Source organism: Nocardia sp. NPDC005746, assembly GCF_040630785.1.
Lineage (GTDB): Bacteria > Actinomycetota > Actinomycetes > Mycobacteriales > Mycobacteriaceae > Nocardia.
Window position 1 is genome coordinate 369008 of sequence record NZ_JBEXYE010000003.1, and the last position, 13518, is coordinate 382525.

Below are 13518 nucleotides of genomic sequence, written 5' to 3' on the forward strand. Positions count from 1 at the left end.
CAGACGTGTGCCTGGCTAGATCCCAGTCGAGCATGTGCGCTTTGTCCTCTTCGACTACTCCCGACCCAAATGTCTGTTCCCCATCGGGTTGGCGCAACATATCAACGAGAGACCGCCCGGTGTGGCGCATCCGACATATTCGATCGTCCAGCGGTGATGCGCGCGACGCGCGGAACACGATTCGTCACGTAACAGCCGATGCGCCGGTGCGATTCACCCACAACCGGTTCGGACGACGACCAGCAATCGAGGTCTGCCCACCATGAGTTCCACCGCGATCCTGCTACTTCCCATGCTCGCGACCCCCGCGTTCGGCATCGGCATCTGGCTCGGCATCCGCTCGGTTACCGGCGAATACGCCTCCGAACGCCGCCAAGCGCGCTGCCGACGCACCCGATAACGTGCACGGTATGAGCAGCTCATCGACCCGCACCGTGGTCGTCACCGGCGCGTCCTCCGGCATCGGCAAGGCCACCGCCGCGGCCTTCGCGGCCCGCGGACACAAGGTGATCGGCACCAGCCGCAATCCCGATGCCCTCACCGAGGCCGACCGCGCGCCCGGCGTCGAGTACCGCGCGCTCGACATCACCGACCTGGAGTCGATCGAACGCTTCACGGCCGAGCTCGGGGCGATCGATGTGCTGATCAACAATGCCGGGGAGAGCCAGGCCGGGCCGCTGTCGGACCTGCCGCGCGAGGCTATCGAAAGACTGTTCCAGCTCAATGTTTTCGGGGCTGTGGCGTTGACCCAAGCTGTCTTGCCCGGCATGCGTGAGCGTGGGTACGGGCGGATCGTCATGGTCGGATCCATGCTCGGCAGCTTCCCGATGCCCTACCGCTCGTCCTATGTGGCGACCAAGGCTGCCTTGCGCGGGTTCGCGACAGCGGCGCGGTTCGAGGAGACTCCGTTCGGGGTGTGGATCACCACCGTCGAGCCCGGCCAGATCGATACGGGGCTGAGTGAGCGCCGGACCAAGTACATCGCCGATGGGTCGCCGCATGCGGCCGACTTCACGAAATTCATGGCTCGTCTCGATGCTCAGATGAGCAAGGGCATTTCGCCTGTGCGGGTTGCGGAAACCATTGTGGCGGCGGCCAGCTCCGATCGGCCGAAGCCGCTCTATGCGGTGGGCAGCAATGCGCCGTTGATGTTCGCTGTTCGCCGGGTACTGCCGCGAGGCGTCATGGAGCGTGTGATTGCCGCGGCGCAGGGACTCAAACGATAGAGAAGCCAAAAACAAAGAGACCAAAAGACAAAAGACGCCTGGAGAAGGGAGAGGGTGGCCGAGCTTGCGAGGCTCCCTCAGCTACCAGCCCCACTCACGGCTCGGCCGCGCGTCGTCCCGGGGAAGACGAAGGGATGGGGTTGGGCTTTCTGTAGATGGTGATCCGTGCAGTCCGTGGGCTGGGATCGGCGGGTAACGGCTCCCGGCTCGGCGTCAGCCCCGGTGCGGTAGTGCAGGCGAGGCGACCACGCTCCCGATTGGCCTTGCGTACGCCTGCGGGACGTGAGCAGCGGTGGTGGACGCAGCCCGAAGGGCCCCACCTTTGGTGAGGCTGGAACGGGCATCAGGGGCGTGACCACCACTTGACCGGTGGGCGAGTGCGGTCACGCAGGCGCGCGAGGGAAGCGGCCATCAGCTCGCCCGCATGATGGCGGTCGTTGACCTGCGGGGTTCGGCTCGGGTCGATATGCGCTGGTGGTATCCAACCGGTGCGGCCTGCGTATTCGGAATCCTTCGGCATAGCAACGGTTTTCCAACCGCCGGGTCCGTCGTGGATCAGGGCATGGCAGGCATCGCAGGCCAGCGTCAGGTTTTCGATGTCGGTCTTGCCGCCCTTGTTCCATTCGGTGACGTGGTGAATCTGAGTCAGAGTGGCGGGCGCATTGCAGCCGGGGCGGGTGCACCCGCGTTCGGTGGCGATCAAGGCCATGCGCTGTGCGGCGTTGGCGAGGCGCTTCGTGCGCCCCAGGTGCAGGGGGCGTCCCGCATGGTCGAAGATCGCCAGGAACGGCTTGGACTTCTGCGCGAGCTGCAAGGCTTCTTCCAGCGGAACAGTCCCACCTGAGGCAGTGGTGGCCACACCGGCGGCGGCCTCGACTTCCGCGAGCGAGATGGTGATGATCGTGGAGACCGGCAGGCCCCGGTGCCGGCCGGTGTTCTCCGGTCCATTTCGGGGCGCAGGAACGCCAACAGCGCGTCATGGTTGCGCTGCGCAGCCGTACGCGGATCACGGGCGGCGGCACGCTCCAACCCCGCGAGGGCTTCGTCAGCGAGTCCTTCTGTGGTCCAGGGGCTTTCAACGTCATCGGCGTTGCACATGCCCGGCCGTGCCAAGCCGGCGAAGATCGGGTCGAGCACCGCGCGCAGCGCGGGCGTCACCTGCGCGGTGATCACCGACATGCCGTCCACCCCCTGCTTACCGAGCGTCACGCCACGGCGGCGCTGCCGATCGACCTCACGGGTGAAGCGCCCATCCGGGTCGAGGTAACCGAGGATCCGGTCACCGATCTTGGGCAGGTCATCCGGCGTGGACTGTGCGGCGAAGCTCGCCAACTCGAATTCGGCGAGATCCCGGTCCTCGACGTCGGTTTCGGCGGGGATGCGGTCCATGATCTGCGCGATCCGCCGTGCCGAATCCGCCGACACCATGCCCATCTGCTGGTAGGCGGCGGTCCACGGCAGCCGAGGCTCCAACACCTCACCGCCGGTCTGACGCATCCCGAGCTGTTCCGCGGCACGCACCCGCGCGCACGCTTCGGCGTGACCGAGGCGCAGAGTCTGTTCGAGGTACTTCGAAACCCTTTTCACTCCAGCCTTTTCGGGCAGGTTCCGAGTCTCGATCTCCCGAACCAGCTTGTGCTCGAATGCGGCCATCCGGCGGCGCGTGGTCTCCCAATCCCGCATCAGTTCCACGAGATCCTCATCCGATATCGGATCCAGGGAGTCATTGAGCAGGACGTCCACAGCATCGAACACCACACCGGTGGCATCGCCCACCGTGATGTCCTCGCCGAGAATCGGCCCGCCCAATTTCATGCCACTATTCTATCAATTTCACCTCCACCTGTAACCCGAATAGCTATGCATAACAAGGCATTTTAGATTTCAGCTCTACAATTACGACCGTTCGGTAAGCCGCAAATCCCGGCCGATAATCTCCCGCATGATTTCAGAAGTCCCCCCGTACACCCGAGTGATCCGAGCGTCCGCAGCCATGCGCGCAATCGGGTATTCACGCATATACCCGTACCCTCCGAACAACTGCTGACACCGGTCGATACACCGGAACTCCATCTCCGAGGCCCACAGTTTGGCCTTGGCGGCGTCCGCAGGCGTCAACCGCCCCGCGTTCAATTCCAGCACACATTTGTCGATGAACGCTTCCGCGACCGACACCTCGGTAGCCACGTCGGCGAGCGTGAACTTGGTGTTCTGGAATGCCCCGATCGGCTGCCCGAAAGCCTCACGCTCCCCGACGTATTCGATGGTCGTCCGCAAGGCGGCCCGGGCCCGGGCCAGGCAGGCGACGGCGATCTGCATCCGTTCCTGGGGGAGGTTCCGCATCAGGTACGTGAATCCGCGCCCCACCTCCCCGAGCACGTTCTCCTTGGGCACCCGGACATCGGTGAAGTTCAGCTCGGCGGTGTCCTGCGAGTGCAGACCGAGCTTGTCCAGGTTGCGGCCGCGTTCGAAGCCCTCCATGCCGCGCTCGAGCACCATCACGGTCACCCCGGCGTGGCGTTCGGCGGAGGTCCGGACCGCAGTGATCACCAGATCCGCGTTGATGCCGTTGGTGATGAACGTCTTCGCCCCGTTCACCACGAAGTGATCGCCCCTGTCGACTGCCGCCGTGCGGATTCCGGCGACATCCGATCCCGCGCCCGGTTCGGTCATGCCGATGGCCGCGATCCGGGTCCCCGCCACGAATCCCGGCAGCCACCGCTCCCGCTGTTCCTCGGTCGTCAGATCCACCAGGTACGGGGTGCAGATGTCATTGTGCAGCGCGAAGTTCAGGCCGACTCCCGCGCAGTCGGCTTCCATGAATTCCTCGATGAGGATCTGGTTGAACCGGAAGTCCGTGACTCCCAGCCCGCCGTAGCTCTGCGGCACCGCGAATCCGAGCAGCCCCAGGTCTCCGGCTCGCGCGAACACCGATCGCGGCACGATCCCGGCCTCTTCCCATCCCAGGTAGCGCGGCGCGACCTCCTTGCGCGCGAATCCCCTCGCCAGCTCGGCGAATGCCAGATGATCGTCACCGTAGTGCCCTCGTTCCATGGACCCATGGTTGAGGACGGGCGTGGCACGGGACCAGAGAATCCCGGCCAATTCCGGGTGTCTCGACATCGGGTGAGCGGTGGTCGAGGACGGATTCGATCCGCCCTCGACCACTCTCACGCGACGCCTACCCGTCGACCGTGAGCACCGTGCCCGCGGCGACCGTCAGGTTGCCCTCGCGCACAGCGAATCCCAGCCCCGGCTCCAGCGGAACCGCGCGGCCCAAGGCCACCGCCAGTTCGACGGTGTCCCCCGGCATGGCGCGCCCCTCCGGCAGCGTCACCTGCCCGGAGACGTCGCCCGTGCGGACGAAGAACTGCGGGCGGTAGCCGCTGGCGATGGGCGTGCGCCGACCGCCCTGCGCGGCGGTCAGCAGCCGGACGCGCGCGGTGAACCCGGTGTGCACGGCGATGCTCCCCACCGCCGCGACCACCTGGCCGCGCGCCACCTGACCGCGCTGTACACCGCGCAGCAGCAGCGCCACATTGTCACCGGCCTCGGCCGATTCCATGGTGCGGCCGAAGGTTTCTACGCCGGTGACCACGGCCTCGATCGCGCCGCCGTAGCCGAGCACCGCGACCTTGTCGCCCATCCGGACCACGCCGCGCTCCACCGCACCCGTCACCACGGTGCCGCGGCCGGTGATGGTGAGCACATTCTCCACGGGCATGAGGAACGGCGCGTCGAGGTAGCGCTCCGGCATGGGCACGTACTCGTCGACGGCGTCGAGCAGCCGCACCAGCTGGTCGGACCAGTGCTGGTCGCCCTCCAGCGCCCGCAGCCCGGACACCGGCACCACGGGTACGCTGTCGCCGTCGTAGCCGTTGGTGGACAACAGCTCTCGCACCTCCAGCTCGATCAGCTCCAGCAGTTCGCCGTCGGCGACGTCGGACTTGTTGAGCGCGACCACGATGTGCTCGACGCCCACCTGCCGCGCCAGCAGCACGTGCTCGGCGGTCTGCGGCATCACGCCGTCGTCCGCCGACACCACCAGGATGGCCCCGTCGAGCTGGGCCGCGCCGGTGATCATGTTCTTCACGAAGTCAGCGTGCCCCGGCATGTCCACGTGCGCGTAATGCCGTGTCGCCGTCTCGTATTCGACGTGGGCGATATTGATGGTGATGCCGCGCTCGATCTCCTCCGGCGCCCGGTCGATGCGGTCGAAGGGGACAAAAGCGGTGCCGCCGCGTTCGGCCAGCACCTTGGTGATGGCGGCGGTCAGCGTGGTCTTGCCGTGGTCGACGTGACCCATGGTGCCGATGTTCAGGTGCGGCTTGGTGCGGACATAGGCCTGCTTGGCCATGATGAATTCTCCATCCGGGATGTTCGAGGGGGACCTCAGCAGCGAGCCGACCTTCCCCGTCTGAGGTCCCGGGACGTCCCGGAGAAGGTCAGCGTCGTGCGCCGTCGAATGCGGATGCCTGCAGGGCAAGCGCAGGGAGGTGGAGCGCGGCCATCGCACCCGCGACTGCGGGGTATGCGGCGATGGACTGCGGGAACATGGGACACATGCTGCCCGGCCGAAGCTGATTCGCGCCAGTTATTTTCGCGCCGGACCGAAACGGCTCACGGCCACGAACCCCGCCGCGGCCAGGATCATGATGGCCGAAACCAGAAGCGCCACATCGAGTCCGTGATGGAAGGCGACCGTGGCGGTCTGCAGGACCTCGTTGACGTGCGGGGCGTACTTCAGCGCTGTCGCCAAGTCGACGCCGGCCGGAATGCGGCCGCGCTCCACCGCGTCGATCGCGATCGGTTGCAGGTTGTCCGGCAGCCCCAATTCGGTCATGCGAGCGCGCAGATCGGCGGTGAGAAACCCGTTGACCAGCGACCCGAGTACCGCGACGCCCACGGCCGCGCCCACCTGCCGCATGGTGTTGGTGGCCGCCGCGGCCATTCCCGACTGCTCGGCGGGCACTCTGGTCAGGACCGCCGAGGTCAACGGCACCACCGCGATTCCGAACCCGAGCCCCGCCACCGCCAGCGTGACCGCGAGCGGCGTGAATTCGACCGTGCCGTCCAGCGAATGCCGCGTCAGCAGAATCCCGCCCGCCCCCAGCACGCACCCCACGATCATCGGCATCCGCGCCCCGCTGCGCGCCACCCAGAACCCCGCCGCCAGCGACCCCGCCACGATGGCGACCGCCATCGGCGCGAACACCGCCGCCGTCCGCCCGGCCGAATAGTGAATCATCACCTGCAGATACAGCGCGGTGAAGAAGAAGATCGAGAAGACCCCGAAGTAGACCGCGAACGCGACCACCAGCGCGCTGCGCACCGGCGGCAGCCGCAGATACCGGAAATCGAAGACCGGGTTGCGGACTCGCGTCTCGACGATCAGGAACGCCACGAACGCGACCGCCCCCACCGCGAAGAGCGCGATCACCGGCGGCGCGTCATACCCCCGGCTCTCCCCGGTGATCGCCGCGAAGATCACCGCGCCCAGGAAGATCGCACCGAGCAACGACCCGAGCCAATCCATCTGCCCCGGTTGCGGATCCGCGCTCTCGGGCACATACCGCAGCGCCGCCGCCAGTACGACGACACCGATGATCAGGTTGAACCAGAAGATCGACCGCCACCCCCACGCACCGACGAGCGCCCCGCCGAGTACCGGCCCCGCGGCCAGCGCCAGCCCGGACACCGCCGCCCATACCCCCAGTGCCTTCGCGCGGGTTCGGGCCTCCGGGAAGACCTGCCGCAGCACCGACAACGTGCCGGGCTCGGAGGCGGCGGCGCCCAGGCCCATGACCGCGCGCCCGAGAATCAACGCCGGCACGCTCGCCGCCAGCGCCGAAGTCACCGACCCCACACAGAAGATCACCAGTCCGATCACCATCACCCGTTTGCGACCCCACCGGTCGCCGAGTGATCCGGCGGCGAGCATCAGGCTCGCGAACACCAGCGTGTAGGCGTTGATGACCCATTGCAGCAGCTGGACATCGGTGCTCAGATCCGAGCGGATGTCGGCCAGCGCGACGCTGACGACGGTCGTGTCGAGGAAGGTCACGAACAGGACCGCGGTGACCGTGGCCAACGCGATTCCGGGCCGCGCCGCACCGCGCGACGTGTCACCGATTGCCACCTCCCCAGGTTACGGGGCACCGATAGCGGGCGTCCGGTTTCGATCGGCGTGGCGGACGGCCGTGCGATATCGGTTCGGCGACAGTCGATCAGCTCGACAGGGTCGCCGGCGTACCCGGCTTCAACACGCCCTCCAGCTCCGACCACGGGGCGATGACGTCGATGGTGGCTGCCGCATCGGGGGTCATCTGGCCCTGCGGGACAGGTGCAGGCTCGCCGGGGTGGCGGGCCGGTTCGGGCCTTGCAGGTGCCCTCGACCTCGACCCTGACCTGCGACAGGTTCACCTCGATGTGGATGTCGGTCTCCCGTCGGTCATCCGATCGGAGGTGGCCACGAAGTGCTAGCGGCCGCGCTGCTGGTCGACCATCGGGCCGGTGGTCACCGCGGGCGTGCCGACGCCGCCGGGACCGGTGGGCGTGTGCGCCGCCTGGCAGGCGGCCATGCCCAGCGACAGGGCGCATACGGCGATGACGGCGGCGGACTTCAACCGCATGGGATGCCTCCAGGGATTCGTGGGCGTCCGGTTCGTCGCCCACGATCAGAGTCGGTCCGGCGGCTTGGAACCGGCCAATGGCCCACCAATCGGCCCGGTGGCGCGGAGGATGGAGGCGGTTCGCGGCGGCGCGGCCGGTTCCCGGACGGCGGAAGGTGAGGATCGGTGCAGGACAGGCGGCTGATCGGCGTCGGCCCGGCCCCTCTAGACTGCCGAACGGGGAGGTCGGTTTGCTGAGGTTCTCGGTACTGGGCGAGGTCCGCGCATGGCGCGGGGACACGCCCCTGGATCTGGGCCCGCCACAACGGCGGGCGGTGCTCGCCGCACTGTTGCTGCGCGAGGGCAAGGCGGTCACGGCCGCCGAACTCGTCGAGGGCATCTGGGGCGAGGACCCGGTGCTGCGCGCCGTCCCCGCGCTGCGCACCCACGTCGCCAAACTCCGCCGCGAACTCGAACCCGACCGCGCCAATCGCGGGCCCTCCAGCCTGCTGGTCTCCGTCGGCGACGGCTACGTGCTGCGACTACCGCCCGGCCGCACCGACATTCACGATGTCGCGGGCCAGGTCGCCGCCGCCGAACGACTGCGGCACGACGACCCCGACAGCGCCCGCGGCACCCTCGAGTCGGCGCTGTCCCGCTGGCAGGGCGCGGCGCTGGGCGGACTGCCCGGCCCCTACGCCGAACGCCAGCGCGCCCGGCTCGAGCAGTGGCGGCTGTCCATCCTCGAGGACCGGCTCGCCCTCGACATCGAAACCGGCCGCAGCGCCGAGGCGGTCGCCGAACTGGGCCCGCTCATCGAGGAACATCCACTGCGGGAACGCTTCCGCGCGCTGCTCATGACCGCGCTCTACCACTGCGGCCGACAGGCCGAGGCGCTCGACGAATACGGCCGCGCCCGCCGCGCCCTGGTCGACGGCGTCGGCGTGGAACCCGGCCCGGAACTGAGCGAGGTGCACGCCCGAATCCTGCGCGCCGACCTGCCGAGCGTGGGCCGCCCGGCCCCCACCCGGCTCGCCCCCGCCCAATTACCGCCCGATATCGCCGATTTCACCGGCCGCTCCCGGGTGGCCGAGCAGATCGCGGGCCAGCTCACCGGCGGCGGACCGGCGGTGGCCATCTCGGCGGTCGGCGGCATGGGCGGGGTCGGCAAGACCACCCTGGCCCTGCACATCGCCCACCAGGTGCGCGACCGGTTCCCCGACGGCCAGCTGTATGTGAACCTGCGCGGCGTGGACCCCGACCCGCTGCCCACCGGCGATGCCCTGGGCGGATTCCTGCGCGGCCTCGGGGTCGCCGAGGGCGATATCCCGGCGGGCGTCGACGACCGGGCCGCGCACCTGCGAACCCTGTTGAGCGACAAGCGGATTCTCATGGTCCTCGACAATGTCCGCGACGCCGCCCAGGTGTCGCCACTGCTGCCCGGCACCCCCGGCACCGCGGTCCTGATCACCAGCCGCTCCGCGCTCACCGAACTGCCCGCGGTCCGCCGCACCCGCCTCGACGTCCTCGAACCCGCCGAGGCCATGACCCTGCTGACCCGTATCCTCGGGGCCGAACGCGTTGCCGCCGAACAGGATGCGGCGTTCGCGGTGATCGAGCAGTGCGCGTGCCTGCCGCTGGCGGTGCGGATCGTCGGCGCGCGGCTGGCGGTGCGCCCGCAGTGGACCATCGCCTCCCTGGTCGCGCGGCTGGCCGACGAGAACCAGCGGCTGGAGGTGCTGCAGACCGGTGACCTCACCCTGGAGGCCGCCTTCCGGCTGGGCTACGGCCAGCTGAACACCGAGCAGGCCAGGGCTTTCCGCACCCTCGCCCGCGCTGACGTGCCCGACTTCCCGGTGGATGGCGCCGCCGCGCTGCTGGGCGTCCCGGTGCCCCAGGCCGAGCTGGTGTGCGAATCCCTGGTGGATCTGAGCCTGCTGGAGACGCCCGCGCCCGGCCGCTACCGCTTCCACGACCTGCTGCGCCTGTTCGCCGCGCGCCTGGCGGGAACCGCAGCGAGCCATGACGCCGGTGAGAGCGAGGCCGAGATCGTGACCCGCCTGCTGGACTACTACCTGGCCACCACCAAGAACCTGCTCGGCGCACTGGATTACAGCAACACCACCCTGCTGCTGGTGCCCACCACGGTCCCGGGCCACACCTTCGCCGGCGGCGCGGAAGGCCAGTCCTGGAACGATATCGAGCGCCCGGTGATCATCGCGCTGCACCGGCAGGCGGCCCGGCTGGGCGGCCGGGCGGTGGCGCTGGCCGCGGATCTGGCCTGGGTGATGGCCGAGCTGATGGACACCGGCAGCCGCGCCCGCGAACTCGCCGACGGCCTGAAAGCCCTGCTGGACACTGCGATCCGGGACGGCGACCACGCCAGCGCCCGGCGGCTGCGGGTGGCGCTGGGCGCCATGATGCAGATCGGGCTCGGCGAGGTCGAGGCCAGTCTCGAATTCCTGCAACCCATCTCGCAGCCCGCCGACGACGCCGAGCGGCGGTTGCAGGTGCTGGCCGAGATCCTGCTCGGGGTGGCGGATCGGCGCGTCGGCAACACCAAGGACTCGCACCGGCACTACGCCAATGCCATCGCCTGGACCCGGGCCCTCGACGATCGTTCGCTGGAAGCCTGGATTCTGGCGCTGGCCACCCGCACCCTGTGCGAATCCGGGCAGTACGCCGAGGCGGTGGCGGTGGCCGAGCGGGCCATCGCGCTGGCCCAGGAGTCGTCCAACGCGGTCGCACTGGGCTGGGCCACCCACGAATTGGCGGCCACCCGGTCCATGCTCGGCGACCACGAGCTCGCGCTCGAGCTGGCGGCCGACGCGGTGCGCATGACCCACCGCAACGGGGTGCGCCTGTGGGAAGGCTGGGCCCGCACCCGGCTGGCCCAGATCCACCTGCGCGCCGGGCACGATGCCGCCGCGGAATCCGAGGCGACCCAGGCCCTGCGGCTGCTGAGCAAGGCCGCCGACCCCCTGGACCGGGCCCGCGCCCTGTTCCTGCGCGCCAGCGCCCGCACCGGCGACGCCGAGGCCGCCGCCCGCGAGCACGCCGACGCCGCCGAGATCTTCCGACGCGCCGGACTGCCCGCCCCGACGCCCGCGACCCTGTTCTCACCAGGGCCGGATCAGTCATAGAGAACGTTTATTCGCTTTTTATCGGCCCATGGGAACCTGCATCCACGCGGGCGCCCCGGAGCTGCAACCTCCGGGGTTCCCGCGCGCGATGAGGTCATGGCCGCATGCGTCACGAGGGGTGCGCATTCGGTTCATGCGGGTCGGACGGCCGTCGCCCACCGCGGCGACGGCTCCACCGCATGGCCCGCGATCACACCGGGGCATCCAGGGCCAGACCGAGGTCGCGCAGGTGCGCTGTGGCCGTCCCCGATTCGAACTCGGCTCGTTTGGCGGCCGTGAAGTAGCGCTGCATCGGATAGTCGAGGTAGATGCCGGTACTGGCGTGCACGTGGACGGCGGTGTGCGCGACACGGTGGCCGGCCTCGGACGCCCAGAACTTCGCCACGTCGATCTCGGATTCCGCTGTCAGGCCGCGCGATTCCCGCCAGGCGGCCTGCCACAGGGTCAGGCGTACCGCCTCGACATCGATGTAGGCATCGGCCAGGCGCTGCCGCACCGCCTGGAACGCGCCGATCGGCTTGTCGAATTGCTTTCTGGTGCGGGCGTATTCGGCCGTCATCTCCAGCGCCCGTTCGAGGACGCCCAGCTGGTGGGCGCAGACGGCCAAGGCCGCGCGGCGCCGGGCCCACGCGGGCGCTTCGGGCGCTGAGATCGCGGCGGCCCGCGGGACCAGAACCGCATCCAGTTCCAGCAGGGCCGCGTCGGTGCCGTTCACCGCGTGCTGCCGGGTGACCGTGACGCCCTCGGCCTCCCGCTCCACCAGCAGCAGAACCGAGTTCGCCCCGGCGCGAGCCTCGATCAGGTACCCGTCGGCGAAGGCTCCCGCCGCGACCACCGATTGCGAACCCCGGACCCTCCAGGTCTTCTCGTCGCGCTCGGCCTCGAAGGACGAGAAGTCGCGTGCGAGTACGGGCGCCAGTGTGCTCTCACCCCGCAGCATCGGCCGCAGCCATCGCCGCACCTGCGCGTTGTCGCCGAATTCGGCCAGCACCGCCGCGACCACGGCGATGCTCGTGGCATAGGGCGCGGGGGCGACGGTCCGGCCGATCTCGATCAGCACGCTGCACTGTTCGAGCAGCCCGTACCCGCCGCCGCCCACCTGCTCGGACAGCGCCGCCTCCAGCAGTCCCGCACCGGCCATCGCGCCCCACAGCTGCGCGTCGAACCCGGTGTCATCCGGGCGGGGATGCCTGCCGGCCCAGTCGGTGAGCAGTTCGCGGGCCAGTCCCGACAGGTCCCGCTGCGCCTCGGTGTATTCGAAATCCATTGTTCTGCTCCAGTGTTCGGGTCAGCGGGTGACGGGCAGCCCGAGGGCGTTCTTGGCGATGATGTCGCGCTGCACCTCGTTGATCCCGCCGCCGAAGGTCAGGATGAGCGCGGTGCGATGGAACCGTTCGAGCCGTCCGAGCAGCAGCGCGCCCGGAGAATCCGCGCGCAGCACGGCCGCGGCCCCGAGCACCTCCATGAGCAGCCGGTAGCCCTCGATGGCGAATTCGGTGCCGAACACCTTGGTGGCCGAGGCGTCCGCCGGGCCGAGTTCACCGCGATCGGCGGCCCAGGCGGTCCGCCAGTTCCGCAACTTCAGGTACTCGGTGTTGGCGTGCACGCGGGCCAGGTGCAGGCGCACCCATTCGGCGTCCATGACCCGGGTCCCGTCCGGCAGCGTGGTGGCGCGCGCCCACGCGACGACCTGGCGCAGCGACTCCTCCAGCGGTGCGGCCGAGGCCAGCGCCACCCGTTCGTGATTGAGCTGATTGGTGATCAGCGCCCAGCCGCGGTTCTCGCCGTGCACCAGGTTCGCGGCGGGCACCCGCACGTCGGAGTAGTAGGTGGCGCTGGTTCCGACACCGGCCATGGTGTGCACCTTCGTCCACGAGAACCCTTGCGCCGCGGTCGGAACGATGAAGATCGACAGCCCGGCGTGCTTGCCCGCCGCCGGATCGGTGCGCGCGGCCAGCCAGATGTAGTCGGCGTATTCGATGAGGCTGGTCCACATCTTCTCGCCATTGACCACCCACTCGTCGCCGTCGCGCACCGCGCGGGTGCGCAGCGACGCCAGGTCGGTGCCCGCGTTCGGCTCCGAATAGCCGATGGAGAAGTGCAGTTCGCCTCGCGCGATACGCGGCAGGAACCAGGCCTTCTGCTCCTCGGTGCCGTAGCGCATGATGGTCGGCCCGACGGTGTTCACGGTCAGATACGGCAGCGGCACGCCCGCGGCCGCGGCCTCGTCCAGGAAGATCAACTGATCGAGCATCGAACGTCCCTGTCCGCCATGCTCTTCCGGCCATCCCAGCACCAGCCAGCCGTCCGCGCCCAGCCGGCGCACCACCTCCTTGTAGACCGTTCCGTCGCCGTGCTCCCCGCCCGGCCCCGACCGCAGCGCCGCCCGCACGTCGGGGGTGGCGAGGTCGGCGAAATACTCGCGCAGCCGCTTGCGCAGACGGTGCTGATGTTCGCTCAAACTGATGTGCATAAATGGAAGGTAGGAATCGGCCGGGCCGGATCCGCCCCGCTGGCAGGAAGCTGCCAGATTCCGGG

At 69.2% G+C, this 13518-nt stretch carries 10 protein-coding genes and 1 pseudogene; 3 read left to right on the forward strand and 8 right to left on the reverse strand.

Annotated elements, in window-relative coordinates; genetic code table 11:
• Nucleotides 1-262: 262 nt before the first annotated feature.
• Both ABZ412_RS08375 and ABZ412_RS08380 read left to right on the forward strand, forming a co-directional pair.
• A complete protein-coding gene (locus ABZ412_RS08375) occupies nucleotides 263-400 on the forward strand; it encodes a hypothetical protein (RefSeq protein ID WP_357277933.1) in 138 nt (45 codons plus the stop codon).
• Between the two features lie 10 nt (nucleotides 401-410).
• Nucleotides 411-1226, forward strand: a complete 816-nt coding sequence (locus ABZ412_RS08380; RefSeq protein WP_357277935.1) for an SDR family oxidoreductase — start codon at nucleotides 411-413, stop codon at nucleotides 1224-1226.
• 343 nt (nucleotides 1227-1569) lie between these two features.
• On the opposite strand, the gene ABZ412_RS08385 is transcribed toward ABZ412_RS08380, so the two are convergent.
• From ABZ412_RS08385 to ABZ412_RS08410, 6 genes and pseudogenes are all read right to left on the reverse strand, one after another.
• A complete protein-coding gene (locus ABZ412_RS08385) occupies nucleotides 1570-1929 on the reverse strand; it encodes an HNH endonuclease signature motif containing protein (protein ID WP_357278171.1) in 360 nt (119 codons plus the stop codon).
• 54 nt (nucleotides 1930-1983) lie between these two features.
• Nucleotides 1984-3041 (reverse strand): annotated as a pseudogene (locus tag ABZ412_RS08390) (DUF222 domain-containing protein); the annotation flags it as partial.
• A gap of 81 nt (nucleotides 3042-3122) precedes the next feature.
• Nucleotides 3123-4280 carry an acyl-CoA dehydrogenase family protein gene (locus ABZ412_RS08395; RefSeq protein ID WP_357277937.1) on the reverse strand — a complete coding sequence of 386 codons (1158 nt, stop codon included), beginning with the start codon at nucleotides 4278-4280 and terminating at the stop codon, nucleotides 3123-3125.
• A gap of 127 nt (nucleotides 4281-4407) precedes the next feature.
• Nucleotides 4408-5583 carry an elongation factor Tu gene (gene tuf, locus ABZ412_RS08400; RefSeq protein WP_357277939.1) on the reverse strand — a complete coding sequence of 392 codons (1176 nt, stop codon included), beginning with the start codon at nucleotides 5581-5583 and terminating at the stop codon, nucleotides 4408-4410.
• 237 nt (nucleotides 5584-5820) lie between these two features.
• Nucleotides 5821-7365, reverse strand: a complete 1545-nt coding sequence (locus ABZ412_RS08405; RefSeq protein ID WP_357277942.1) for an MFS transporter — start codon at nucleotides 7363-7365, stop codon at nucleotides 5821-5823.
• 340 nt (nucleotides 7366-7705) lie between these two features.
• Nucleotides 7706-7858, reverse strand: a complete 153-nt coding sequence (locus ABZ412_RS08410) for a hypothetical protein (protein WP_357277944.1) — start codon at nucleotides 7856-7858, stop codon at nucleotides 7706-7708.
• A gap of 230 nt (nucleotides 7859-8088) precedes the next feature.
• Between ABZ412_RS08410 and ABZ412_RS08415 the strand changes: the two genes are divergently transcribed.
• The gene (locus tag ABZ412_RS08415; RefSeq protein ID WP_357277946.1) at nucleotides 8089-10980 is read left to right on the forward strand and encodes a BTAD domain-containing putative transcriptional regulator; all 2892 of its coding nucleotides are present in this window, start codon (nucleotides 8089-8091) and stop codon (nucleotides 10978-10980) included.
• Nucleotides 10981-11170: 190 nt separating this feature from the next.
• Here ABZ412_RS08415 and ABZ412_RS08420 read toward each other — a convergent pair whose 3' ends face one another.
• Both ABZ412_RS08420 and ABZ412_RS08425 read right to left on the reverse strand, forming a co-directional pair.
• Nucleotides 11171-12247 carry an acyl-CoA dehydrogenase family protein gene (locus ABZ412_RS08420; RefSeq protein ID WP_357277949.1) on the reverse strand — a complete coding sequence of 359 codons (1077 nt, stop codon included), beginning with the start codon at nucleotides 12245-12247 and terminating at the stop codon, nucleotides 11171-11173.
• 21 nt (nucleotides 12248-12268) lie between these two features.
• A complete protein-coding gene (locus ABZ412_RS08425) occupies nucleotides 12269-13453 on the reverse strand; it encodes an acyl-CoA dehydrogenase family protein (protein WP_357277951.1) in 1185 nt (394 codons plus the stop codon).
• Nucleotides 13454-13518: the final 65 nt, after the last annotated feature.

Bases quoted from the DNA above. Each gene is read 5' to 3' on its own strand.
- ABZ412_RS08375 (WP_357277933.1), top strand. From the start codon at position 263: ATGAGTTCCACCGCGATCCTGCTACTTCCCATGCTCGCGACCCCCGCG.
- ABZ412_RS08380 (WP_357277935.1), top strand. From the start codon at position 411: ATGAGCAGCTCATCGACCCGCACCGTGGTCGTCACCGGCGCGTCCTCC.
- ABZ412_RS08395 (WP_357277937.1), bottom strand. From the start codon at position 4,280: ATGGAACGAGGGCACTACGGTGACGATCATCTGGCATTCGCCGAGCTG.
- tuf (WP_357277939.1), bottom strand. From the start codon at position 5,583: ATGGCCAAGCAGGCCTATGTCCGCACCAAGCCGCACCTGAACATCGGC.
- ABZ412_RS08410 (WP_357277944.1), bottom strand. From the start codon at position 7,858: ATGCGGTTGAAGTCCGCCGCCGTCATCGCCGTATGCGCCCTGTCGCTG.
- ABZ412_RS08420 (WP_357277949.1), bottom strand. From the start codon at position 12,247: ATGGATTTCGAATACACCGAGGCGCAGCGGGACCTGTCGGGACTGGCC.
- ABZ412_RS08425 (WP_357277951.1), bottom strand. From the start codon at position 13,453: ATGCACATCAGTTTGAGCGAACATCAGCACCGTCTGCGCAAGCGGCTG.